This window comes from Acinetobacter sp. 2JN-4 (genome assembly GCF_003687745.1).
Classification (GTDB): Bacteria; Pseudomonadota; Gammaproteobacteria; order Pseudomonadales; family Moraxellaceae; genus Acinetobacter; species Acinetobacter halotolerans.
This window is the reverse complement of record NZ_RDNY01000001.1, coordinates 382,534-408,423: the sequence shown is the minus strand read 5'-3', so window position 1 is coordinate 408,423 and position 25,890 is coordinate 382,534. Positions and strand designations below refer to the sequence as shown.

The following is a 25,890-nucleotide window of genomic DNA, read 5'->3' as shown; positions in this document are numbered from 1 at the left end:
ATTTTCGCTCATACACGTAACCTCCTTTGTAAACGTTTAACTGCGAATGTCGCAATGGCACTGACGGTAAAGTACACCAACCCTGCAAATAAAATATATTGGGTCAGCAAGGCCATTAAGTCTCCACGAACATAGTTTGTTCTGAAAAAGTCCAGCAAACCAATGGCATATACCATGGTGGAATCCTGAAATAGAATAATGGTTTGTTGAAGCAGCAACGGGGTCATTTTCCGAAAAGCTTGAGGAAGAATAATCAGCCGCATAGATTGACCATAACTCATGCCCAATGCTGCCGCTGCTGCGGCCTGACCTTTGGGAATCGACTGAATACCTGCACGTACAATTTCAGAAAAATAGGCGGCTTCAAACAGCATAAACGCCACAATACTGGAAACAAGGGCGGTATCAATGGTCAGATACTTGCCTGTGATTGCGGTATAGATAAACGGAACGGCAAAATAAAACCACATCAGCACCAACAGCAAGGGAATGGAACGGAATAGGTTCACATAGGCCTGAGCAATCAGATTTAGGATTTTGATTGAAGATAGACGCATCAATGCGAGCAGCGTACCAATGATAATACCGCCAATGGTGGCAATGACCACCACTTTTAAGGTGATGCTGAAACCGTGCCAGAGTGCAGGTCCAGATTGCTGCAAATCATTTAGAAAAGAAGTAAGCCATTCCATACTACTTCCCTCCTGAAATTAAACCAGGAATACGCAGACGTTTTTCCAGTAGACTCATAGCAGAAATCAGACAGACATTAATGACAATGAAAATCAGGGTGACAAAGGTATAAATTTCGATGGTGTTTTGGGTGTATTCGCTGATGGTTTTCATCTGCGAAATAATTTCAGCAACCCCAACAAGCGAAGCCACAGAAGTGTTTTTTACGCAGTTGGTCAGCTCTGAGCTGAGCGGGGGTAAAATGGTACGAAATGACTGCGGCAGAATCACATAGCGATACAATTGCACCGTCGAAAAACCCATGGCATAACCTGCATTGATCTGACCTTGGGGTAAGGCTTCAATGCCTGTCCGAACTTGTTCGCAGACACGTGCTGCGGTAAACAACCCTAGTCCGATACTGGCAGAAATCAATGCTGTGGTATTGGCACCAAGATCACTCATCCACCAGCTTTTAATTGGCGCAGGCAGAAAGTTGGGAACCACATAAAACCAAATAAATAATTGAACGAGTAAAGGAACATTCCTAAACAGAGTGACATAGGCCGTACCTATGGCTCTGGCTGTTTTATTCGGGAGCGTACGCATGATACCAAGGATGCTGCCAAGAAGCATGGCAATGGTCCATGCCACCACAGCAATAACCACCAGCCATCCCAGACCCGTTATAATCCAGTTCAGGTAAGTGGTATCTCCCACACCTGTAGACTGCCACAAAACTCCCCAGTTCCAGCTATAATTCATAATAACTCCTGAGAAGAAGCGGGAGAACATCCATTGTTCCCCGGTTCCGCAATAATATTTTAGTTATCGAAGATAAATGATTCGATCTCTTTCATAAGTTTTACTCTTCTTTGTATTTCTCTCATCGGGAGAAATAAAAGGGATTTATGCAAGAAGTCTACTGATCTCGATCATGCGGATTGCTGATTAACGCTTTTAGTTGATCAGACATCTCAAAATTCAGGTTAATGTTTTTAGGTGGAATCGGTTGCTGGAACCATTTTTCATACATTTGATTGATTTCGCCTGAAGCATAAGTCGCTTTGATTGCGTCATCGACCACCTGTTTAAAGCCTGTATCGCCTTTGCGCAGCATACAGCCATAAATTTCTTGAATAGGTGCAGTTCCAACGATATCCCATTTATTTGGGTCTTTGGCTTTAGATTTTTCACCAGCAAGCAAAATATCATCCATCATAAACGCGACAGCACGACCATTTTGTAACATCAGGAATGACTCAGCATGGTCTTTGGCTGAAATGATTTCACCAATCCCTAATTCTTGCTGATGCTGACGGATATAGCGCTCAGATGTGGTGCCTGCAGTCGTAACCAGTTTTTTGCCTTTTAAATCAGCAAAATCCTTAATTCCTGAATCCTTCGCCGTTAATAGTCTCGAACCGACCTCAAAGAAACCAACCGAGAAATCGACTTGTTGCTGTCGCTCTTTGTTATTGGTGGTAGAGCCACATTCCAAATCCACAGTACCGTTCGACACCAACGGGATACGATTTTGACTGGTGACGAGGTTATAGCGGATTTTCAGATCAGGCATGTTGAGTTTTTGCTTAACTGCCTCTACAACTTTAAGTTGTAAATCATGTGCATAACCGACAGGTTGGTTCGGGCTTGCTGCAATGTAGGAAAATGGAATGGACGAGTCTCGATAACCCAGCACGATGGTGCCAGAGCTTTTAATTTTGTTTAAAGTACCTGATGTGGATGTGTCACCTTCAGTGGCTTTATCACCAGCAGCGGGTGCTTTGTTGTCACTACAAGCACTTAAGCCGAACATTAAAGCGCTTGCGCAAAGCAGAGAGGTCATGGTGCGTTTATGTGTCATGTACAAAACTCCTTTTGTATCGTTATGGACGCATTCGTCATTGTTACTATTGAGCGGTCAGTTTTTATGAAAATTAATATCTTTTTATATGTATAAAAATACATTCGTTTTCATATTAATAGACTTCAATACGGTTGCTCAAGCGATATTCTTTACGGTTTTGTTACCAGTAACTATTGATGAATTAAGCAATTTTTAAATCGGTGAATTACAGTAAAAATTGCAGGAAATAGAAAGCATAATGTGTGCCATGATTTGTATTTTTTAGACAAGGCAAGAGATAAGATAAAATTTCAGTGCGTATCGAATGATGATGAGGATCTAGCATAGATGTGCCGCTTTCACTAAGACAGCGGAGAGGAGAATAAGCGAATCAGAAGATTTCTTTAAGACACAAAAAAAGCGGCATTAAGCCGCTTTAAGATATTGAAAAATTAGAACATTGATTCGTCAGAATTTGCTGAAACCTTATGAATCGAAAGGTCAGCACCACGATATTCATCTTCTGCTGATAAGCGGATGCCAATCGTCAGTTTTAATAAACCATAGACGATAAAACCACCAATCAACGCAACGCTAATCCCTAAACCCGTGCCGATCAATTGAGAAATAAAAGAAACACCACCTAAACCACCAAGTGCTTGTTGACCAAATATTCCTGCTGCAACGGCACCAAAAGCACCACAGACACCATGTAAAGGCCATACCCCGAGTACATCATCGACTTTAAGTTTGTTTTGCGTGTAAGTGAAGAAGTAAACAAAGATTGCACCTGCACATGCGCCAATCATCAATGCCCCAATTGGATGCACAATATCTGACCCAGCACAGATTGCTACAAGACCTGCCAGCGGACCATTGTGTAAGAAACCAGGGTCATTTCTACCCATAAAGTTGGCTGCCAACGTACCACCAGCCATCGCCATAAGTGAGTTAATGGCTACCAGTCCAGAGATGGCTTCGACACGTTGCGCACTCATCACGTTAAAGCCGAACCAACCAACAATCAAAATCCATGAACCTAAAGCAAGGAATGGAATTGATGACGGTGGATGAGCACTAACACGACCATCTTTTTTGTAGCGACCATTTCGAGCACCTAACAACAGCACCGCCGCTAGCGCAATCCAACCGCCCATGGCATGAACAACCACTGAGCCGGCAAAGTCATGGAAGGGTGCACCAAATTGGTTTTCTAACCACGTTTGCACACCATAGTTACCATTCCAGATCATACCTTCAAAGAATGGATAGATCAGGGCGACCAGCAGTAAAGTCGCTAATGCTTGCGAACGCATCTTTGCACGTTCTGCAATACCACCAGAAACAATCGCTGGAATGGCGGCTGCAAAGGTGAGTAAGAAGAAGCAACGCATTAGGTCATAGCCATGATTGGCTGATAACAGCTCACCTGTTACAAGGAAGTTTTGACCATAGGCAATCCAATAACCAACGAAGAAGTAGGCGATGGCTGAGATACAGAAGTCTGTCAGGATTTTGCTGAGAGCATTGACTTGGTTTTTGTGACGTACTGTGCCTAACTCGAGGAATGCAAATCCTGCGTGCATTGCAAGCACCAATACGGCACCAAGTAATAGAAAAAAGATGTCTACATTTTGCATAACATGCTCGATATAAGTGCTAAATCTAATTCTGATGCAAAATAAATGATCATTTTTTGCACCAAAATGGATTTATCGAATCTAAAGAACTTGAGCCATCTTAAGGAAGCTCATTTTGATGCACTAAGCTATGCAAAAAACGCACCAATTTAGAAAGTGTATTTTATTTTTGGTGAAAAGTGGTGCACCTATAAATATATATCAAATAGATCGCGCTATTTTTAATGAGCCGTGCAACATTGCAACGCTTGAATGAGAATTAGAAGTACGATGTTCTAGGTTTCAAAAATCATGTTGGGTTTATGGGGAGGAAAAACTGGTTTTAATATGTGTATAAATCATCTTTAATAAATGGCGTGTTGGGTTCATTGCAAAAACGCCAATGAACAGTAGAAATAAAAGCTGAGTAAAGTAATGAATAATATTGTTCTGGCCCTGTTTCCTTTGGTTGCATTCATTGCATCAGGATATATTTTTAAAAAATACCATTTCCTGAGTAAAGAGTTTTGGGCTGGGGCAGAGAAGTTAAATTACTATATTTTATTTCCAGCTTTATTATTCAATACTTTAGCGACCACAAAAATTGATTTGCACAGTCTGAGTAGCGCTGTTATCGCGATGTTGATCGTGGTGCTGACGGTCACGGCTGTCATGTATGTATTACGAATGTTTTGGGATATTCAGCCCGCGCGTTTTGGTGTGCATGTCCAGAGTATGGTCCGTTTCAATACTTATATTGGTTTAGCGTTGGTCGCCTCTCTCTTTCAAAAAGAAGGGATGGCGATTTTGGTGATTTTACTGGCGCTTTGCATTCCATTGGTCAATGTGATTTCAGTGCTGGCTTTAACCACCAAAGAGCAGATGGCGATCAAGCCTGTTTTGATTGCATTGCTGAAAAATCCGTTGATTGTTTCTTGTATTGTGGGTGGGTTGGTCAATGTATTAAACATTCCGATTTGGGATGGCCTTTCTAGTTTGATCAAGCTTTTTTCAGCATCGAGTTTGCCACTAGGTTTGTTATGTGTTGGCGCGGCTTTACAGTTTATGCAGATGAAAAAAGATATTGTAGTGTTATTAGCTGATACTTTTGCCCGACTCTTGGCTGTACCTGCATTGGCTTTTCTCGTATGTACATGGTTGGGCTTGCCAAGTTTACAAACTCAAATTTTAGTGGTGTTCTTTGCTCTGCCAACGGCTTCTGCGGCTTATATTTTAACAAAGGTGTTGGGTGGAGATAGTCAACTGATGGCCGCCGTAATTAGCTTTCAGACCTTATGTGCCGCCGTGACCTTGCCATTGGTGATTTGGTGGATATCTTAAGCGATGAATACCTGAGCTAGCCACTTTGGGTTCTTTTAAAAATACCATGCTGTTTCATACACAAAGGAAGGTTTACTACCTTCATCGTTTGATTGTTGCTACACTTTTTCCTTTTCAGGTGGATGAGCATGTCCTTTGGTCTCAAAGTCAGCTTACAGCAAGGAGCTGAGCCGTCTGCACAGCAGAAAAAGCTGAATCGCCTGATTGATAAAATAGAACAGCAAAAAATCAGTCTTTCCACATGGAAAAATGCCCAAGCCGAAATTCAACAGCACACGCGGCAAAAACTGATGCCTGTGTATCATGAACTACATGAGGTGTTATTTCAGCAGTTAGAGCAACTGTGGAATCTGTTGCACAGCCATGAGTTTTCCAAAGTTGATGTGCAACAACTAGATGAGAAAATTGCCCAACTTGCGCACATGTTGAAACGCTCTCAGATGTTGACTGATGAACAGTTAAAGCTGGTGCAGCAAATCGATAGCTTTTATCAGCAACATGCACAACAATCGATTAAAAAGTCTAAGAAGGTGCAGTCAGCCAAGTTTGAACAAAATGAGAGTTTTGAGCAAAGTGCAGAATTAGAAGAAGATAATTTTGAGCAGTATGCTGCGGAACAACAACAAGCTCGTGAACAAGCCAAACAACTTAGACAACAACAGAAACGTGAACAAGCTGAGCAAATGGCAGCACAGTCGCTAAAAACAGTGTATTTAAAAATTGCTGCCATGATTCATCCTGACCGTGAACAAGATGAGACCAAGAAAGAAGAAAAAACTGAGTTGTTTCAGCAGGCAAGTCAGGCCTATGAACAGCAGGATTTGTTTTATTTGTTGAAACTCCAGTTACAGCTTGAACAGAATAAAGGTATAGGGGTGAAAGAGTTATCAGCAGAGCAGGTGAAGTTTTATAAACTGGCTTTGGATGCGCAAAGTCAGCAGCTTGAAAGTCAAATTAGTGAGATTTTAGATTCTTTTCAGTTGGCGAAGAAGGTGAAAGCGGAGCATGTGCATATTAGTGATGTGTATAAAACTATAGATGCAGATTGTGCTGAGTTAAAGCAGCAGTTGAAGTGGGAAAAAGAACGTTTAAAGCATATGAAAAAGGTGAGTGGGGTAGAGATGTTGTTGGGGTATGGGGTGCTTTAATTCATTCTCCATCTGTAGAAAGGAGATAGTATTGTTATTATGTATCAAACAAGAGGTAAATATTTAAAAGATACTTTCCTTTTTATTGAGAAAAAACATTTAAATGAATTGAGAAATTTATGAAAATAGGCTTGATAAAAGGAAGATATTTAAATCATAAAAAATGTATAATTGATTGTATTTAAATAATTATAAATTTATAGGGGAGAAACGTGTCAAACGATTTAAAAGTAAGTGACTTAGTACCTTTTTTCAAAGAAGGGAAGCACCAAATAATTTTTGAATTTTTCTACTTGTTAATAAGTCTTTTTATATGCTTAGGATTTATTTTTTCACTTCTAACAACAAATTGGACAATTTTTGAACTATTTGATGAGGGGAAAAAGACTTTAATGCTTAGCTTTTTAGCTGGTTATTTGGGTGGTTGGGCTTTTGTTGCAAAATGGTTCTATCGAGTTACTGCTCGTGGTCGGAATGATCAATATCAGTGTATATGGCAATCTAGTAAATTTTATTGGCGCATATTATCACCTTTAATATCAGCTTTAATTGCATTTACTACTTATTTGCTTGTCATTTCAGATTTTTTCCCCCTAGAGTTAAAAAATGGGCTTAATAATAAGACGGCATTTGCGTTCAGTTTTTTACTAGGATATTTTTCGGACATTATTTTAACAAAATTATCTAAATGGATTGAAAATGTCGTCCCAGATCGAAATTCAAATGAATGAATGCAATTTATGTGCAGAATTAAAAAACGAACATCTTTTAAATGGTTTTAATTTAAAGAATCTATTTGAAGATCAGTTTATTTTGTATTCGGACAATTTTTTTTCAATAGTACCAAGTATAGGTGCTTTAAATGATAGCCATATACTGCTTGTACCCAATAGGCATGTAAAGAATTTTTCAGTACTTTCAGATAGTGAAAGGCAGCATCTGTTAGAGGTTATATGTAAAATTGAAAATTATTATTTAGAAAAATTTCAATCTCAAGTTCTCTTTTTTGAACATGGTACAGGCTTTTCAAATAGGAAAAATTGTATAGAACACGCCCATATTCATTGTGTTTTGGACCATAAAGCAGTTTTGCCATTTTTTTTAGAGAATTTATCTGTTACGAAAATTTCGCAGTCATTTTTTTTAGATAATACAGAATTAAAATCAATTAAAAGTAGTGGCTATATTTGGTTTAAAAATAATTGTGGTGAGTGGGTTGGAACTGATGAAAATGTGAAATCACAATATCTTAGGTATCTTTATAAAACAGCAATAGGTGAAACTGATTGGGATTGGAGAATAGAAAGAAATATATCTTCAATTAAAAAAGTTATTTTAAACTTTGAAAATTTTATATAAAAAATCCCCTCATTCGAGGGGATTTTTTGAATCGAACTAGTGCCTAAAGCGCAGCAATCTGCTCCATATTCGCTTTAATCTTCACTAACTGATCAGCAAACTCAGCCAATTTCACTTTTTCACCTTCAACCACAGCCGCAGGTGCTTTCGCGACAAAACCTTCATTGCCCAATTTAGTTGCAATTTGGTCATGCTGCTTTTGCACTTTGTCTAAGTCTTTTTGTAGGCGACCGAGTTCAGCTTTAGGATCAATTAAGCCTTTCATTGGTACAAATACTGATACATGACCCACAACAGAAGAAGAAGACAATGGTGGTTGCTCAGCATCAGCCAAGAACGTAATACTTTCTACTTTTGCCAAAGCTTTAAACAACGCTTCAATACGTGTGATCTGTGCTTTTTCAGCTTCAGTGGTGTTTTGAAGCAACACTGGCAGTAAACGTGCATTACCTAAGCCCATTTCACCACGGATGTTACGCACCGCACCAATCAAGCCTTGTAACCACAACATATCAGCTTCGGCTTGTTCGTTTACACGCTCAGGATTCGCAACAGGATATTGCGCAAGCATAATACTTTCGCCTGAGATACCAAGTTTCGGTGCAAGTGTTTGCCAAATTTCTTCAGTCAAATACGGCATCAACGGATGTGCAAGACGCAAAGATGCTTCCATTACTGCAAGGAGTACACGACGCACTTCAGCTTTACGTTCAACCGATACATTTTCATCATTCAGAACTGGCTTAGTCAGTTCAACATACCAGTCACAGTATTCATTCCAAATGAATTCGTAAATCGCTTGCGCAGCCAAATCTAAACGGTAAGTCGCAAAGGCTTGTTGTACCGCAGCTTCTGCTTTTTGCAGACGACTTACGATCCACTGTTCAGGCAGTTCCCAAAGATCTTGACGGATTTCAGAACTAATTTCTTGGTTTTCACAGTTCATCATGACGAAACGCGTTGCGTTCCAGATCTTGTTGGCAAAGTTACGATAGCCTTCAACACGCTTCATATCGAACTTAATGTCACGACCTGTGTTGGCTAGGGCGCAGAATGTGAAGCGAACTGCATCCGTACCGTAAGCTTGAATACCTTCTGGGAATTCTTTGCGCGTTGATTTTTCAATCTTCGCTGCTTGTTTCGGATTCATCAAACCCGTGGTACGTTTTTGTACGAGGTCTTCAAGGTCGACACCGTCGATCAAATCGAGTGGGTCTAGTACGTTACCCTTAGACTTCGACATTTTCTGACCTTCGCCATCACGGACTAAGCCATGAACGTAAACCGTTTTAAACGGTACTTGTGGCGTACCATCTTCATTCTTCATGAAATGCATCGTAAACATAATCATACGAGCAACCCAGAAGAAGATGATGTCAAAACCAGTGACTAAAACATCTGTTGGGTGGAAAGTCTTGAGGAAATAGTTTTCTGCATCTTTCTTGGCATCACCGGTCCAACCTAAAGTTGAGAACGTCCAAAGCGCAGATGAGAACCATGTATCGAGTACATCTTCATCTTGGTTTAATGCAACATCAGCAGGGATGTTGTTTTTAGTACGCACTTCAGCTTCGTCACGACCAACATAGATATTGCCTTCAGCATCGTACCAAGCTGGGATACGGTGACCCCACCAAAGCTGACGTGAAATACACCAGTCTTGGATATTATTCATCCACGCCATGTACATGTTGCTGTACTGTTCAGGTACAAATTTAATGTCACCATCTTTCACCGCTTTAATCGCAGGTTCAGCCAATGGCGCAATTTTTACATACCATTGATCCGTTAATAATGGCTCAACGATCACGCCCGAACGGTCACCGCGAGGTGGTTTCAACGTATAAGGTTGAATTTGGTCTAACCAACCTTCAGCTTCTGCTTGTTCAACCAGTTTCTTACGTGCTACAAAACGCTCTAAACCAATATAGTCCGCAGGAGCAGGGGTGGTTTTAGAAATTTGCTCACCTGCTTTCGCGATGTATTCAAACTCAGCCAATACTTCTGCATTTTTATTGAAGATATTGATGATTGGCAATTCGCAACGTTTACCGACTTCATAGTCATTGAAGTCATGTGCGGGGGTGATTTTTACACAGCCTGTACCGAATTCTTTATCGACATATTCATCTTTAACGATTGGAACTGCACGACCTGTGATTGGTAGGATAATGTTTTGACCCACAAGGTGCGAATAGCGTTCATCATCAAGCGCTACGGCAACTGCGGTATCACCCAATAATGTTTCAGGACGCGTTGTTGCAACCACGATGTGGTCTTTACCATCATGCGTACGCAGTGATTTGTCTTCAAAGAAATATTTGAAGTGCCACAGTGAACCTGCTTCTTCTTTATCAGATTCTACTTCTAGGTCAGAAAGGGCGGTTTGTAACTTCGGATCCCAGTTAACCAGACGTTTACCACGATAAATCAAACCATCTTCATGTAGTTTTACAAAGACTTCTTTCACTGCATTCGATAAACCTTCATCCATGGTGAAGCGTTCACGTGACCAATCTACCGAAGAACCTAGACGACGGATTTGACGTGTAATCGTACCGCCTGATTGTTCTTTCCATTCCCAAACTTTTTCGATGAATTTTTCACGACCTAAGTCATGACGGCTAACACCCTGAGCACCCAATTGACGTTCAACCACCATTTGCGTTGCGATACCTGCATGGTCTGTACCTGGTTGCCACAAGGTGTTTTTACCTGACATACGGTTATAACGGGTCAGTGCATCCATGATGGCATTGTTAAAACCATGCCCCATATGCAAGCTACCAGTGACGTTCGGCGGTGGAATCATGATACAGAATGATTCACCTTGACCTGACGGTTTGAAATAACCTTTTTGTTCCCAAGTTTGGTACCATTTTTTCTCGATCTTAGTTGGATCGTAAGTGGTTGCGATATTTTGAGCAGATTGAGCGTCAGTCATAGTACAGAAGATCAAAATAGAATAAAAAATTGTGTCTATTGTAGCAAAAATCTGTCGAATCTGTTGTCATTTCACTGATGCCTAAGCTTATCTCATTAAATAACTTCACAAAGTTGCAACAAGCCGACGAAATGCGTTGGTTTTTTACGAATAAAACGTTAAGTTTATGTATATTGGATCACATAACTAAATAATGATGATGCATAAAACAACAAAATAACAATGCTAAAAACTTAAATAAAGGGATGGTTCATATGAGTTATTCAATTCTTTTGAAAATTAACGACGTTACACATGGGCAGTTTGAGTCGATCCGGCAACAATTAAATGCGGGCAGTAATGAAAGCCAATCCCGCGTTTTGGGGGAGGTGCTTTCCGAGATTGCATGTGACATCGTTGAGCAAGTATTCTCGGTCTTACTGATTCAAAACCGTAAACCCTCCCATTTGACCCAACAAAATTCAGCAGAATCAGAAAAAGTCATTCAGCAAATCACGGGCGCAGTACGCAAATATATGCCGTGGTCGATTGCTCTGTTTAGCAATGATCGTTTATGTCCTTTTGTCAATTATTTTTCAGATATGATCAAATATCATGATGAACAGGTCTATGTTTCTTATCCGATAGACCAGCACTTGGTACAACAAGTACATACCTTGGTGGAACAATTAAAACAAAATGAAATCAAGGACATGATGGATGTTTTTCAAACATTGATTCACATCGTAGATTTAGGTGTAACCAATTTGATTCGTGAGCCGAAGAAATGTCTGAACTTTAATCGGGTGGTGGATAAAACATTAAGTGGCGTTATTAATGTGACCGCACAATTAAGTTATAAGCGCTTAGAGAAAATGGGAACACAGGTCGACACTGGAGCAGCTACCGCATGTGTGAATCATTTTTTGGCACTTATGCATACAGAACCGAATTAGGTTGTGCTAAAGTCGGTAGGGAAAGCCAAAACGATATAAAAGATCATTTAATTTGATGAAAGGCTTGTTTTGACAAGTCTTTTTTTATGGAACTCAAAAAATTAAGGTTGTGAGGATGAAGACCGCCGTTTATTTAAATATTCATGCAGATACTTACGCAAGATTTGCCCATATTCGGACACAATTATTGCAAGCGAGCAAAGAAAGTCAGGCAAATGCATTGGGGAGTGTTCTGTCTGAAATGGCTTGTGAAGTGATTGAACAAGTCTTCATGGTGCTATTACACGAAAATCAAGACTATTCTAAAACAGGTGAATCAGAAAAAGTCATTCAGCAAATATTAGAAGCTGTTCGGAAATATATGCCATGGTCTATTTCATTTTTTAGCAATGAACGTTTAGTCCCTTTGGTGGAATATTTATCGAAAACGCTTTTAATCGAAGATGACATGATTTACATGACTTATCCTGTAGAGCAAAAGCTTGCTGAGCAGGTGATGACTTCAGCCCAAAAACTTGCTGAAGGCGATAGTCGTGAAATTGCAAATGCTCTGAAACGATTGACAGAAGTGATTGATGCAGGGGTTACCCACTTAATTCGTGAACCTAAAAAATGTTTAAAGTTCAATTTTGTGGTCGATAAAACTTTAAATGGTGTGATCAATATGACCACACATCTCGGTTATAAGCGTCTAGAAAAGTTAGCGACGCAACTTGATCAGCAAGTGGCAGTAACTTATGTTGATTATTTCCTAAAATTTATGCGTCACCCAACTGACAGAGGATAGAGATATGGCAAAGCTTAAAACTCTTGAAAATAAAGTGGTATGGATTACTGGAGCATCTTCTGGTTTAGGTAAAGCCTTGGCACGTGAATGTGCTTTGCAAGGTGCGCAGGTGGTGTTGACCTCACGCCGTTACGACGAGTTAGAAGCCGTTCGCATCGGTCTACTCAAGCCTGAGCAACATATTTCAATTGCCGCTGATATTACCGATGAAGCACAAGTTCGTCATGCTTATGAGCAAGTCTTGGCATGTAAAGGACGTATTGATTGGCTTATCAATAATGCTGGACTGAGCCAACGCGCTTTGATTCAAGACACCACTATGCAAGCTGAACGTACTATTATGGAAGTGGATTATTTCTCGCAAGTGTTCTTGACCAAAACGATATTGCCGACTTTTTTAAAGCAAAAATCAGGTCGTGTGATCTTTGTTTCGAGTGTCGCTGGTTTGTTGGGTACGCAATACCGTGCGAGTTACTCTGCTGCCAAAGCCGCAATTCACATGTGGGCAAATAGCTTGCGTGCCGAAGTGGCTAAAGATGGGGTTGACGTGTCCGTGGTGTTCCCTGGTTTTGTCAAAACCAATGTTTCCTTTAATGCCTTAAATGGTGAAGGAAAGCCACAAGGTCATCAAGATGAAGCGATTGAAAATGGCTTAGATGCTGATATTTTTGCGGAACGTGTGGTTGCATCGCTAATGGCTGGTGAAGAGTATATTGTGGTCGGCGGTAAAAAAGAGCAACTAGGTGTGTTGGTATCGCGCTTGTCACCAAGTTTGTTGTACAAAATGATTCGTAAAAGCAAAGTGAAATAAGTGTGAGTAGTCGTAAAAAAGCAGTCTTTAATTGGAGTGGCGGAAAAGATTCAGCTTTAGCGCTTTATACTGTATTGCAGCAAAATGAGTTCGAAGTTGTTGCATTATTAACAACGGTCAATGAAGAAACTGAATTGTCTTCGATGCATGCCATTCCACATGCGCTGCTTGAAAAGCAAGCTGAAAGTATTGGGATTCCGTTGTACCCAGTGCTGTTGCCCAAAGATATAAATATCTATGAACAACGAATGCAGGACGCGGCAAATCATTTTAAATCACAGGGTGTTCAACATTTTATCTTTGGGGATATTTACCTCAGTGATGTACGCAAATATCGAGAAGATCGTTTACATCCTTTAGGGATCGAAGTGGTTGAACCGATATGGAATCTCAATTCAACTGAGGTGATGCAGGATTTTCTAGCTTCTGGGATTCGCACCAAAATTATTGTGACCGATGCGACCAAGCTAGATGACAGTTTTATTGGGCAAGATATTGATGCAGCCTTAATCGAGCGAATGCCCGCAGAGGTTGATGTATGTGGTGAAAATGGTGAATACCACACTTTCGCTTATGCAGGGGCGATATTCAAGCATCCTGTAGATTTTGAAATTATTGAAACTCGCAAGATGTCTTATGAGTTTAAATTGGAGGATGGTGAGGAAAAAATCTATCACTATTGGCAAGCGATTTTTGCAGCGTAAGGTGGATGTCCTGTCCAATTGAAATTGCACAGGACATTTTTTTAATGCGGTGTGATGATCACTGTGCCATAGGCAAACACTTCAACCATTCCACCTTGCATTCCCATTTCAGTGGTGCTGAGGCGCACGCCTAAAATCTGATTGCCTCCCATGGATCTAGCTTGTTGTTTTAAACGGACAATCGCTTCGCGACGAGCGCGTTCGACGACACTTTCATAACTGATTAAGCGGCCACCTAAGATATTTTTAATCGATGCAAGTATGAATTTAAAATAATCATGTGAAATGACCACATTGCTGCTAATTAAATGCCCAGCATGCTCGCTGCTTGCAAATCGACGGCTATCCAATTGAATATCGGCCAACAAGCGCTCTTTTTCATCTAGCTCTCTCAAATGTTTTTGTTCGTTATAACGACCAAAGCCCCAACCTACAGAAAAGAGAATCAGGAAAATGACAATTTGAAAAATTAAGCCATCCATTGCATTTTCCTATGAACTAAATGGATCTGGGAGTTTTGGAACAATCGGTTGTACCACCACAGCAGTGCCATAAACAAAAAGCTCTGAAGCGCCTTGTGCAATATTCGATGTGGAAAAACGAATCCCGACGACAGCATTGGCACCCAAGCCTTTTGCTTTCTCAATCATACGTTGCATCGCTTCTTGGCGAGACTCTTCTAACAATTCGGTATAGGCTGTTAATTCTCCCCCGACAATATTTTTTAGACCAGCAAGAAAGTCTCGACCGACATGTTTACTGCGAACTGTACTGCCATAAACAACATCAATTTGACGTAAAATCTCGTGACTGGGAACAGATTCTAAATTGCTCAATAACATCGTATTTTTTATACCATTAAACATTGACCTTGAAGATAAGAAATATTGAGCATGCTTGCAATAAAAAAGCCCACCGAAGTGAGCTTTTCTTGAAAAAAACACAAAGATTATGGTGTGTAGTGCTTTTCAGAACTCGAAAGCTGAGGTGCTACAGTTTCATTCGTTGTGGCTTTTAGACCACCACCCAATGTTTTATACAGCTCAACCTGATTATTTTGTTCAGCTTGTTGTAACAACAATAGACCTTGTTCTGCTGAGTACGCAGAACGCTGAGCATCCAATACGGTTAAGTAGCTATCAATACCTGCACGGAAGCGAGCATTAGATAGTTTATAGGTGGTATTGGTTGCTTCAACTAAACGGCGTTGAGCCGTTAGGCGTTCGCCAATATTGGCGCGTGTTGCCAGTGCATCATTCACTTCACGGAACGCAGACTGTACAGACTTTTCATAGTTAGACAGTGCAATTTTCTGATCAGTTTCAGAGATTTTGATATTGGCTTTACGAGTGCCCCAGTCAAAAATTGGTAAATCGAGACTTGGTCCGATTGACCATGATGCATTGCCTGATTTGAAAAGATCACTCAAATCGGTTGATGCATAACCTGCTGTACCTGTCAGACTAATGGTCGGGAATAATCTCGCTTTTGCAGCACCAATATTTGCGCCTGCAGCACTTAAATTATATTCCGCAGCTTTAACATCAGGACGGTTATTGAGTAAATCACTCGGTAAACCAGCAGACGATACATTTTGCTGCGTAACACGTTGCACAGGTTGCTTAGGCAATAGGTTTTGCGGTACAGGTTGACCTACCAATAGGTTCAACAAGTTGCTTGCCTGAGCAATTTGAGTTTTATAATTTGCAACATCATTACGCGCAGTTTCAACTGAAATCTGAGCCTGACGTAAAGGCACTTCACTGTCGATACCGACATCAAAACGCTTTTTGTTCAGGTTATAAGAGTCTTGTTGTGCTTTAAATGTCTGTTCTGCAAGTTTCAAATTTGCAGTCGCAAATGAATAACTCAGCCACGCTTGTGTCACTTCACTAATCAAACTGATTTGTGTTGAGTCACGCGCACTTTGAGTCGAAAGATAACTGTCGAGTGCAGCGTCTTTTAGGCTACGAACTCGGCCCCAGAAATCTAACTCATAAGCGGTCACACCCAAACCAACTTGATAAGTTGAATATGGGTTATTTGGATCACGGGTAGGGGTAACTTGACGAATTGCACTACCACTTGCCCCAATTGTTGGGAGTTGGTTGTTTTGTGTAATTCGATACTGTTGTTGCGCACGTTCAATATTTAAAGTTGCTGTACGCAAGTCACGGTTGTTACTCAAAGCTAAATCAATCACTTCAAGCAGGCGAGGGTCAGCAAAGAATTGCTTATAACCCTGTTCAGCAATAGAAGTACCAGAAGCGCTGTTATATGCATAGCTTTCTGGAATATCGGTTTTCACGACCGGTTCTGGGCCGCGCATGCTTTGACATGCAGTCAAAGCAAGCGCAAGTGCAGATACCGCAATGCTACGACCTGAAATAGACCATACTGTTTGCATCACGATTTATGCTCCTGAATGTTTGTAGTTTTTGGTTGGTACTTAAAGATACTACGAATCCACACGAAGAAGACAGGGATAAAGAAGATACCTAAAAGTGTTGAAGAAAGGACGCCACCCAATACACCGAAACCAACAGAATGTTGACTAGCTGCACCAGCACCGCTTGAAAGCGCTAATGGTAAAACACCTAAGCCAAATGCAAGTGTGGTCATAATGATTGGACGTAAACGCATTTTTGCAGCATGTAATGTTGCTTCAAAAAGCTCTTCCCCTTGTTCTTGCAATTCTTTGGCGAACTCAACGATCAGGATCGCATTTTTTGCAGAAAGACCAATCACGGCAACAATTGCGACTTGGAAGTAAATGTTAAAGGATAAATTTGGATCTCCTTTAATTGTCATGCCTAACCACGTCAAAGTAAATGCGCCAATAATACCGAGTGGGACCACCAGCAAGACAGCTACGGGTACAGACCAGCTTTCATATAATGCAGCAAGACACAAGAATACGATCAGTAATGAGAAGACCAATAATGGACCCGTCTGGCTACCAGAATCACGTTCATCTAAAGATAAACCTGTCCATTCATAGTCGAAACCTGTTAAGCCCATTGAAGGTAGTTTGGCAATAATCTCTTCCATTGCTAACATTGCGTCACCAGAGCTGACACCTGGTGCAGGTGTACCTTGAATATTTACAGATGATACGCCGTTATAACGTTCCAGACGCGGAGAACCATAAGTCCATTCACCTTTAGCAAATCCAGAGAAAGGAACCATTTCAGCTTTGTTATTACGCACATACCATTTGTTCAAATCTTCAGGCATCATGCGGCTATCAGCGTTACCTTGAACATAAACTTTCTTCACACGACCACGATCAACGAAATCATTGATATAAGAGCCGCCCCAAGCCATGCTCATGGTACTGTTGATGTCTGCAATGCTGACACCCATCGCACTTGCTTGCGCTTGGTCGATTATGATTTGATATTGAGGTGTATCTTCTTGACCATTTGGACGAACACCTGCAAGACGTTTGTCTTGTGATGCCATACCTAAAATTGCATTACGTGCAGCAATCAGTTTTTCATGACCTTGTCCGGCTGAATCTTTCAACTGGAAATCAAAGCCTGAAGCGACACCGAGTTCTGGCATTGCAGGTAATTGTAATGGCATGATGTATGATGCATCTTTGACGATCATATTGAGTGCCATACCACGCTGAATGATGGCTCCGATTTTTGATTCAGGTGTCTTACGCTCACTCCAATCTTTTAACTTAATAAAGCCAATACCTGCATTTTGTCCCACACCTGTAAACGAGAAACCAGAAACTGCAAAGATTGACTCTACATGCTCTTTTTCCTTATCAAGGAAATGATCAGTTACCGTGTCAATGACTTTATTTGTTCGTTCAAGGCTTGCACTTGGTGGTAATTGAACTAAAGTCATGACCACGCCTTGGTCTTCATCGGGTAAGAATGAAGTTGGTAGCATTTTATATAAGCCAAAAATACCAACGAAAGTAAGAAGGTAGACGATCAGAGAAAACATCGAATGGTGAGTCATACGATTCACACCATTTTTGTATTTTTCTGAGAGCTTTTCAAAGCTACGGTTGAACCATCTAAAGAAGCGAGCAAAAATATTATTGCTTTCTTTTTTGTTTGGATCATGTTGTTTTAACAAGGTCGCACATAGGGCAGGGGTAAAGGTTAAAGCAATGATTAATGATAAGATCATTGCAGTAACGAGCGTAATCGAGAACTGGCGGAAAATAACCCCAGTTGTTCCGCTGATGAATGCCATTGGTACGAATACGGCTGTTAAAACACTGGTAATACCAACCAAGGCACCAGAAATCTGTTTCATAGACTTTTCAGTCGCCGCAACAGGTTCTAAGTGTTCCTCGTGCATCACACGTTCAACGTTTTCTACCACAACGATGGCATCATCGACCAGTAGACCGATTGCCAGTACCATCGCAAACATGGTTAATGTATTGATCGAGAAACCAAAAATATTGATGACGGCAAAGGTACCCAATACTACTACTGGGATTGCCAATGTTGGAATAATGGTGGCACGCCAGTTCTGTAAGAACAGGAACATGACGATAAAGACCAAGATCACCGCTTCAATTAAGGTATGAACAACACTCTCAATCGATAGCTTAACAAATGGTGTGGTGTCATACGCAAGCTTATCTTCTAAACCACTTGGATAGTTATGGCGTAATTCAGATAAGCGTTCTTCAATAGCTTCTGCGGTATCTAATGCATTGGCACCTGTTGCAAGTTTAATCGCAACACCACCTGCAGGTTTACCATTAAATTTAGAATCAAACTGATAATTGTCCGAGCCTAATTCAACGCGTGCGACATCGCTTAAACGAACTTGTGCGCCGCCTGCCGTATTTTTTAGGAAAATATTTTTAAATTGTTCTGGTGTTTGCAACATGCTTTGTGCATTCACCGTTGCATTGAGCACTTGGCCTGCAGTTGATGGCGCACCACCTAACTGACCGACTGCTACTTGCGAGTTTTGAGCACGAATTGCTACCGCTACATCAGCAGGTGTCAAATTAAAACTGGTTAGCTTTGCTGGATCTAACCAGATACGCATCGCGTATGATCCACCGAAGACTTGTATTTCACCGACACCAGCAACACGACTGAGCGGTTCAGAAATATTTGAGTTTACATAGTCTTTAATATCTGCGTCTGACAAACTATTGTCTGGCGAATAAAATGCGATGACCTGCATGAAGCTTGCGCCAGACTTGGTCACTTTTACGCCTTGGCGTTGTACGTCTTCAGGCAAAAGCGCCGTTGCTGATTGTAGTTTATTTTGAACTTGGACCTGAGCAATATCTGGATCGATACCTTGTTCAAAGTTCAAGTTAATAGATGCTTGACCATTCCCAGCACTGTTAGACGAAATATAACGCAAACCATCTAAGCCATTCATCTGTTGTTCGATGATCTGGGTGACCGTGTTTTCAACAGTTTGAGCTGAAGCACCTGGATAGATTGCAGAAATCGTAACAGTTGGTGGGGCAATCGTTGGATATTGTGCAACTGGCATTTTTGTGAGCGTAATGATACCCGCCAACATAATGACTAGTGCAATCACCCATGCAAAGATTGGGCGATGGATAAAAAATTGAGCCATTCAATCTGCCCCTTATGCTTTCACAGTTGCTTTTTGTTCTGCTTGAGCTGGTTTCGTTGCATTTTGTGGATTTGCTGGTTGAGCTTGATAAGGTTTTGCTGAAACTTCCTGACCATCTTTCACTTTAGCAACACCATCAACAATCACTTTGTCTCCAGCTTTAAGCCCGTTGGTAATGACCCAGTTTTGGCCTTGTACATTTGCAGTCTCGACTGGGCGTGTTTCAACCGTACCTTTGGCATTGACCAGCATGACCGTCGCCTGACCTGTTGGTAAGCGTGTCACTGCAGCTTGTGGAATCAAATAAGCATTCGGAACCACACCCTGAACAATTTGCGCCGTCGTATACATGCCTGGAAGTAACAAATGGTTTGGGTTCGAGAACACCGCACGTAAGGTTACTGTTCCAGTATCTTGGTTAACCGAAGCATCAGAAAAAGTGAGTTGCCCTTCTATTGGATAGGTTGAACCATCTTCAAGTTTTAACTTCACTTTGGTGTTGTTGCTGTTGCTTAAACTGCCTTTGCTGAGTTGTTGGCGTAAACGCAATAACTCGGCGCTAGACTGGTTAATATCAACATAAATTGGATTAAGTTGTTGAATCGTCACCAAAGGCGCAGCTTGGTTCGCTGTAACCAACGCACCTGCTGTTACAGATGAACGGCTTGATTGACCTGAAATAGGCGAGCGAATCGTTGAATAACCAAAATCAACTTCAGCATTATTAACTTGAGCCTTAGCCGCTGAAACTTGTGCTTCAGCGACATTCACTTGGCCAAGTAAGTCATCATACTCTTGCTTCGATACAGCGTTGCTAGAAACAAGCTGTTGGTAACGGTTTAGCTTAGTCCGAAGAGACGCTAAATTTGCTTGTTGTTGCAAGAGCGAAGCTTTGGCCGTGTCTAATGACGCACGGTTAGCACGAGAATCAAGCTCATAGAGTGCTTGACCTTCAGAGACATAACTGCCTTCAGTAAACAGACGTTTTAAAATAACACCACTGGTTTGTGGGCGAACTTCTGAAATTTGATAAGCAGATGTTCGGCCTGAAAGTTCAACGTTTTGTTCAATACTCTGCGGTTGTGCAACAATAACACCGACTTCAGTAGGTGGCATTTTTTGTGCAGCAGCAGCTTGCTGTGCATCTTCTGGATCTTTGCTACAACCAACAAGTGCAATGCTTGTTGCTAATGCGCAAGCAGTGAGGGCGGGTGCCCAAAGCTTAGCCGACATCATTGTTCCACCTCAATTTAGATTTTGGATCTAAAAAAATTATTGTTAAAATTGCTTTGATACAGCCATAACCAAAGCAACGAAGTCCAAATTAACCCAATTCCCCAACCAGCGAGTACATCTGTCGGGTAGTGAACCCCTGCATAAATTCGCGATATCCCCATCATAATAAACCACAAAGTAGATACTAAAATGACAGGAGTACGGTATCTGTGCTGTTGCAGCAGCAACATAACTAAACTCGCAAGGGTCGCAGCATAAAGACTATGGCCACTTGGGAACGATGCGCCATAAGTTTGGACCAAGTGGTAAACCTCTAAAGGTCTTGCTCGATCAATGCTCCATTTCAGAAGCCAACCAATCGTAATACTTCCACTTACACTCAATGTGATAAAAATTAAACTTTTATAGTTTTGAATCCAAGTTTGATATGCACACAAAAAAGCAGTGAAAAATAATGAAAATGGCATTCCACCGAATAGCGAAAGCAAAATAGCGACATGGTTCAATGCCGTTGAACGATGTTCAAATAATGCTTGAATACTCAATGGATCTAAAGTTGATGTGGTTGGATAAAACAATCCAACCCCACTCAAAACTAAAAAAAAGCAACCAATACAAAGTAGTAGGTACGGCATGCGGAACTCGTTATTTGTATAACCATTTTTTCAGGCTATAGAAAGTTTAAAAGTGTACTCTTGAGTACACTTTAGGTCAAGTCTTGAGCTTTTATAATAATTTATTTCGACGTGTTTTTAAGGTTTAGTAAAAAAACATAACAAAATTTGATGGGTGTCTCACTTTTTATCTGTTGTACTTTTTTCTTCCACGGCAACGGGTTGCTTAGGTGGCCAGAAAAAATCACTTGTTCGAGTGAGGAAATGCGTCATGACCAAATTCGCCAAAGGTTTCCATTGTGCAAAACGAACACGACGGGCACGTAAAGCCACGATAATGGTCAGGGTGAAGCTCACAAATAAGTTAGTTAAACCAATCAGCAGTACACCTAAGAATGACACAACAATTAAACCAATGTCAGGTGATCCAATGGTCATCAAACCTTGAATGAAATTGGCAGAAGCAAAGGCGATGTGACGGATATCTAAAGGAAGACCTAAAATAAAGCCAATGGTTCCCATACTGCCTAACATGATCCCAAACAGGAAATTACCAGCCAAAGCCCCTAAGTTTGTTTCAATATAATTGGCAAACTTGTCGAGACGTTGTTGCCCCATCCAGCGTTTCAAACGGCGATGCTGTCTTAATCGAGGACCGACGTTGCGGTAAACAGCTAAATTATCGAAATAACCCGCAATTAAACCTGAAAAGAATAAACACACGCCCGCGATTGCTGCATGAGGAACTGCAAGTGATGTAAAAGGATTTAAGCTATGTAGTAAGGCTGCTGATTTGGCGTGATTGAGTAAAGGTTCATCCAAATAAAACTGCCATGAAAAAGTGATCAGAGCTGCAACAGGGATCGCAATCGAGATATTGCCGAGGATCGCAATAAACTGAGTACGGATAATATTAATAATCAGCGCTGCTAACTCAGCTATTTGTGCGGTTTTACTGCCTTTTTGCTGTTGAACGGTCGAGGCCAGTGCAGCGGCGGTCATTGCAGGTTGTTTGGTCGCAACAGTGAAATGCAACACATGGATCAACATAAAACCCAAAGAATAATTCATGCTATACAAGAATGCGTGGGCAAAAGGTGCAAGTACCAAGCGAGCGGTTAATATCTTCAAGGTTGCCATCATGGCAATAATCGCACCTGCACCAGCCGCCGCTTTGTACATGCCAAAGAAACCTGCTTTGTCTGTGCTTACATAATGCTCGCCTGTTTTACTTGCATTTTCAGTCACTTGCAACGCAATCAGTTCACTGGTTGAAGAGAGCAAGTGGCGGACACTTTTTTCATCATAATGGGCTTTGGTTAAGTCGATCAGAAGTTCGCCCAATGACTTATATCGGATTTCATCTTTACTGGCCAATAAGCTCAGTAACAGTTCGATGCGGTCTATGGCTTGTTCTAATAACGAAAGCAAATAAGTCAAACTAATGCTGACACCAATTCGCCTCGTGGCGCGACGAATCTTGAGTACAACATCACGACATTGATCTAGCATTACAAAGGCTTGCGAAGCATCTGGCGGTGGAAGCACCACAACTGCATCTTGGTCGTCGATTTGTTTTTTATACTTCTCAATGAAATCAACAATGTCTCGGTTTTGTGCCAAAAACGGAGATTCATATTCGGTAATATCAGGCTGAGCATTAATAAATTCAGGGTATAGACCAATACCGCTAATCCGATAAGACAAAACCGTAATGGCTTTAATCAGTTCATTTTTAGAAATTTGTTTTTCGAGTGTATTACTTTGACCTTCGCCAATTAAATTAAATAGCGTAATCCAGTCTTGGTTTTCAATCAGATCCAACCACTCATGATCATTTTCTTGATGAAAAACTTTTCCAATCAGTGTTCTGAGTTGATTGCCTTGTTCGACTAAGGGAAGAAAGTGCGCACCTAGGCGTTGACTTAACTGATTCCAAAAACCATCTAAAGATAAAATTCCACTATCAGCATATAAGCTAATCTGTTTGTATTGACTCATCAATCTGACGATGAAGTCTTGTAATAAAGTTGCGGAAGTGGGGGTAAGTAACAATATTCTGACGAAGGCTTGAAGACGTTGTTTAACCTCTTCAGCGTCATTGGGGTTTTTTGGACGTAAACGATTGACCAATTCAATAATCAGGTTTTCGTCAAGAACAGCTTGTGGTTGATCAAGCTGTTCCTGCATTTTTAAAAATAAATCAGATAAATTTAAATGCATGGACACTCAGAAAGTTATTGTAGTCGATGTAATGCCATTAAAGTCAAATTGATCAATGCTTGGCGATATTCATTATCTGGTAGAGCTTTTAAGGCTTCTAAAGCGGCATCCGTTTCCTGTTGAGCACGTTTTTGACAATAGTCTAAACCGCCCGAGTTGTGCACTATTTCAATGACTTTATCCAAATGTTCAACACCACCAGTAGCGATGCTACGACGAATAATCGCATGATCTTCACCAGTAGAGTGAGCCAATGCAGAAATTAACGGTAAAGTAGGTTTACCTTCCATCAAATCATCGCCAATATTTTTACCTAATGTTTCTGCATCAGAGGTGTAGTCTAAAATATCATCAATAATCTGGAATGCATTGCCAAAATGACCTGCAAATCGACGTAAAGGCTCACGATATTCCTCTGTACCCGCCAAAATTGCAGCACCTTCGGTTGCGAGCTCAAATAAACGAGATGTTTTTCCGTGAATAATTCTTAAATAGGTTTCTTCAGTGGTGTCTGGTTGATGTTGTGATTGAAGCTGTAAGACTTCACCTTCAGCAATTTCACAAGTACCTGTCGAAAAATCTTTTAATAAGGTCATGTTATTTAAATCGACCAAAAGATCGAACGCACGTGAAATCAAGAAATCGCCGACTAAAACAGCAGTCTGATTGTTCCATGTTGCATTGGCCGTTGGTCGTCCACGACGCAAGTTAGACTCATCGACAACATCATCATGAACTAAGGTTGCAGTGTGTAGCATTTCAATCACAGCCGCCAAATGTTGTGCTTGTTGCATGTTGGCTAAACCACAGGCACGAGCAGCGAGTAGGCACATAATTGGGCGCATACGTTTACCGCCAGCTTCAACCACATGTTTACTAACCGACATAACCAAGCCAACTTTAGAGCTGATCCCTTCATTGATGAGTTGATCCATCGCAGCAAAATCTGTCGCAACAGGGGAGAGAATGTCTTGCTTGAAATCGACGACCATATGAAGAAGAGCCTCGTATAGATGGGTGAATGGTGTAAGTGTACCAAGTAATCTGTTGCTAAACAGTGATAGCAACTGTGTAATTTGTCATTTAAAACATGACGATGTATTTTCTGATCTTAATTTAGCCACAAACAGCGCGCTTCTCAGATAATGCAGAGACGGCACTGAGTGAGGCCTTCTATAAACACAGTTCATTTTGGTCATATTTACTTTTTGAAAATGTATTGCAAATCACAGAAAGAATCAATCAAAACAATGTGTCATCAATCTATTTGATTTTATTATAAAAAATAAATAATGCGTGTATATGTGTGCATTTATGCAAAATAACTTGTTGTTTGATCAAATTTCACTTAAAATTTGTGCCCTTGTATAATCCCAGTGGCGTACGTCTTAAGATCGATATATCCCTTTATCGGCACGGCGACACGGGCATGTTGGAGTACGTATGTACGCAGTAATCCAAAGCGGTGGTAAACAGCACCGTGTAATCGAGGGTGAAACCCTTAAAGTTGAATTATTGAAAGCTGAAACTGGTGCAACTATTACGTTTGATGACGTATTAATGCTTGTAAACGGTGACAACATTCAAATCGGTGCTCCAGTTGTAGCTGGCGCTAAAGTAACTGCAGAAGTAGTTGGCCATGGTCGTCACGACAAAATTCGCATCATCAAAATGCGTCGTCGTAAACACTACCGTAAGCAACAAGGTCACCGTCAATGGTTTACCGAGTTGAAAATTACTGCTATCGCAGGCTAACACGAGGAGTAAATAGACATGGCAACTAAAAAAGCCGGTGGATCGACGAAGAACGGTCGTGATTCGAATCCTAAGATGTTGGGTGTTAAAATTTACGGTGGTCAAACTGTGACTGCTGGCAACATCATCGTTCGTCAACGTGGTACTGAATTCCACGCTGGTGCAAATGTTGGTATGGGCCGTGACCATACTTTATTTGCTACTGCTGACGGCGTAGTAAAATTTGAAGTGAAAGGTCAATTTGGCCGTCGCTATGTAACTGTTGAAGCTTAAACTTTAATTGTTCAGAAAAACCCGCATTTTGCGG

General features: G+C 41.0%; 22 protein-coding genes and 1 pseudogene. 10 read left to right on the top strand and 13 right to left on the bottom strand.

The window, feature by feature from the left end:
* Positions 1 to 8 precede the first annotated feature (8 nt).
* The 4 genes from EAH57_RS02015 to EAH57_RS02000 form a co-directional block, all read right to left on the bottom strand.
* The gene (locus tag EAH57_RS02015) at positions 9 to 692 is read right to left on the bottom strand and encodes an ABC transporter permease subunit (RefSeq protein ID WP_004669291.1); all 684 of its coding nucleotides are present in this window, start codon (positions 690 to 692) and stop codon (positions 9 to 11) included.
* 1 nt (position 693) lies between these two features.
* Positions 694 to 1,437, bottom strand: coding sequence for an amino acid ABC transporter permease (locus EAH57_RS02010; protein ID WP_121928619.1), 744 nt, complete (start codon positions 1,435 to 1,437; stop codon positions 694 to 696).
* 157 nt (positions 1,438 to 1,594) lie between these two features.
* Positions 1,595 to 2,539, bottom strand: coding sequence for a transporter substrate-binding domain-containing protein (locus tag EAH57_RS02005; RefSeq protein WP_121928618.1), 945 nt, complete (start codon positions 2,537 to 2,539; stop codon positions 1,595 to 1,597).
* A gap of 434 nt (positions 2,540 to 2,973) precedes the next feature.
* On the bottom strand, positions 2,974 to 4,161 hold the full coding sequence (locus EAH57_RS02000) for an ammonium transporter (RefSeq protein WP_004669285.1): 1,188 nt from the start codon (positions 4,159 to 4,161) through the stop codon (positions 2,974 to 2,976).
* Between the two features lie 414 nt (positions 4,162 to 4,575).
* On the opposite strand from EAH57_RS02000, the gene EAH57_RS01995 reads away from it, so the two are divergent.
* The 4 genes from EAH57_RS01995 (at position 4,576) to EAH57_RS01980 (ending at position 7,988) form a co-directional block, all read left to right on the top strand.
* Positions 4,576 to 5,481: an AEC family transporter gene (locus EAH57_RS01995; RefSeq protein ID WP_121928617.1), complete on the top strand. Its 906-nt coding sequence runs from the start codon at positions 4,576 to 4,578 to the stop codon at positions 5,479 to 5,481.
* Between the two features lie 128 nt (positions 5,482 to 5,609).
* Positions 5,610 to 6,629 carry a molecular chaperone DnaJ gene (locus EAH57_RS01990; protein ID WP_121928616.1) on the top strand — a complete coding sequence of 340 codons (1,020 nt, stop codon included), beginning with the start codon at positions 5,610 to 5,612 and terminating at the stop codon, positions 6,627 to 6,629.
* Between the two features lie 212 nt (positions 6,630 to 6,841).
* A complete protein-coding gene (locus EAH57_RS01985) occupies positions 6,842 to 7,360 on the top strand; it encodes a hypothetical protein (RefSeq protein ID WP_121928615.1) in 519 nt (172 codons plus the stop codon).
* Positions 7,329 to 7,988 (top strand): HIT family protein, encoded by a 660-nt coding sequence (locus tag EAH57_RS01980; protein WP_121928614.1) that lies wholly within the window; start codon positions 7,329 to 7,331, stop codon positions 7,986 to 7,988. The genes EAH57_RS01985 and EAH57_RS01980 overlap by 32 nt, the downstream gene beginning before the upstream one ends.
* Positions 7,989 to 8,031: 43 nt before the next feature.
* On the opposite strand, the gene EAH57_RS01975 is transcribed toward EAH57_RS01980, so the two are convergent.
* Positions 8,032 to 10,932: a valine--tRNA ligase gene (locus EAH57_RS01975; RefSeq protein WP_121928613.1), complete on the bottom strand. Its 2,901-nt coding sequence runs from the start codon at positions 10,930 to 10,932 to the stop codon at positions 8,032 to 8,034.
* Between the two features lie 254 nt (positions 10,933 to 11,186).
* Between EAH57_RS01975 and EAH57_RS01970 the strand changes: the two genes are divergently transcribed.
* From EAH57_RS01970 to EAH57_RS01955, 4 genes are all read left to right on the top strand, one after another.
* Positions 11,187 to 11,867 (top strand): hypothetical protein, encoded by a 681-nt coding sequence (locus tag EAH57_RS01970; RefSeq protein WP_121928612.1) that lies wholly within the window; start codon positions 11,187 to 11,189, stop codon positions 11,865 to 11,867.
* Between the two features lie 115 nt (positions 11,868 to 11,982).
* Positions 11,983 to 12,654, top strand: coding sequence for a hypothetical protein (locus tag EAH57_RS01965; protein WP_121928611.1), 672 nt, complete (start codon positions 11,983 to 11,985; stop codon positions 12,652 to 12,654).
* Positions 12,655 to 12,658: 4 nt separating this feature from the next.
* On the top strand, positions 12,659 to 13,465 hold the full coding sequence (locus EAH57_RS01960) for an SDR family NAD(P)-dependent oxidoreductase (RefSeq protein WP_121928610.1): 807 nt from the start codon (positions 12,659 to 12,661) through the stop codon (positions 13,463 to 13,465).
* A complete protein-coding gene (locus EAH57_RS01955) occupies positions 13,462 to 14,169 on the top strand; it encodes a diphthine--ammonia ligase (protein ID WP_171407359.1) in 708 nt (235 codons plus the stop codon). The genes EAH57_RS01960 and EAH57_RS01955 overlap by 4 nt, the downstream gene beginning before the upstream one ends.
* A gap of 41 nt (positions 14,170 to 14,210) precedes the next feature.
* Here EAH57_RS01955 and EAH57_RS01950 read toward each other — a convergent pair whose 3' ends face one another.
* From EAH57_RS01950 to sdsA, 8 genes and pseudogenes are all read right to left on the bottom strand, one after another.
* Positions 14,211 to 14,651: a YbjQ family protein gene (locus EAH57_RS01950; RefSeq protein ID WP_004669264.1), complete on the bottom strand. Its 441-nt coding sequence runs from the start codon at positions 14,649 to 14,651 to the stop codon at positions 14,211 to 14,213.
* A gap of 9 nt (positions 14,652 to 14,660) precedes the next feature.
* Positions 14,661 to 15,011, bottom strand: a complete 351-nt coding sequence (locus EAH57_RS01945) for a YbjQ family protein (protein ID WP_121928608.1) — start codon at positions 15,009 to 15,011, stop codon at positions 14,661 to 14,663.
* A gap of 107 nt (positions 15,012 to 15,118) precedes the next feature.
* On the bottom strand, positions 15,119 to 16,576 hold the full coding sequence (gene adeK / locus EAH57_RS01940; protein ID WP_121928607.1) for a multidrug efflux RND transporter AdeIJK outer membrane channel subunit AdeK: 1,458 nt from the start codon (positions 16,574 to 16,576) through the stop codon (positions 15,119 to 15,121).
* Entirely contained in the window at positions 16,576 to 19,755 is a 3,180-nt protein-coding gene (locus EAH57_RS01935; RefSeq protein WP_121928606.1) for an efflux RND transporter permease subunit, read from the bottom strand. The genes adeK and EAH57_RS01935 overlap by 1 nt, the downstream gene beginning before the upstream one ends.
* 12 nt (positions 19,756 to 19,767) lie before the next feature.
* Complete coding sequence (locus EAH57_RS01930) at positions 19,768 to 20,991, bottom strand: AdeA/AdeI family multidrug efflux RND transporter periplasmic adaptor subunit (RefSeq protein ID WP_121928605.1); 1,224 nt, start codon at positions 20,989 to 20,991, stop codon at positions 19,768 to 19,770.
* Positions 20,978 to 21,626, bottom strand: a pseudogene (locus tag EAH57_RS01925) (phosphatase PAP2 family protein). Before EAH57_RS01925 ends, EAH57_RS01930 begins: the two are co-directional and overlap by 14 nt.
* A 159-nt stretch (positions 21,627 to 21,785) precedes the next feature.
* A complete protein-coding gene (locus EAH57_RS01920) occupies positions 21,786 to 23,828 on the bottom strand; it encodes a site-specific recombinase (protein WP_121928603.1) in 2,043 nt (680 codons plus the stop codon).
* A 14-nt stretch (positions 23,829 to 23,842) separates the two neighbouring features.
* Positions 23,843 to 24,820: an All-trans-nonaprenyl-diphosphate synthase gene (gene sdsA / locus EAH57_RS01915; protein ID WP_004669250.1), complete on the bottom strand. Its 978-nt coding sequence runs from the start codon at positions 24,818 to 24,820 to the stop codon at positions 23,843 to 23,845.
* A 451-nt stretch (positions 24,821 to 25,271) separates the two neighbouring features.
* Between sdsA and rplU the strand changes: the two genes are divergently transcribed.
* Positions 25,272 to 25,583, top strand: a complete 312-nt coding sequence (gene rplU, locus EAH57_RS01910) for a 50S ribosomal protein L21 (RefSeq protein ID WP_121928602.1) — start codon at positions 25,272 to 25,274, stop codon at positions 25,581 to 25,583.
* An 18-nt stretch (positions 25,584 to 25,601) separates the two neighbouring features.
* Positions 25,602 to 25,856, top strand: coding sequence for a 50S ribosomal protein L27 (gene rpmA, locus EAH57_RS01905; RefSeq protein WP_005296333.1), 255 nt, complete (start codon positions 25,602 to 25,604; stop codon positions 25,854 to 25,856).
* The last annotated feature ends 34 nt before the right edge of the window (positions 25,857 to 25,890 follow it).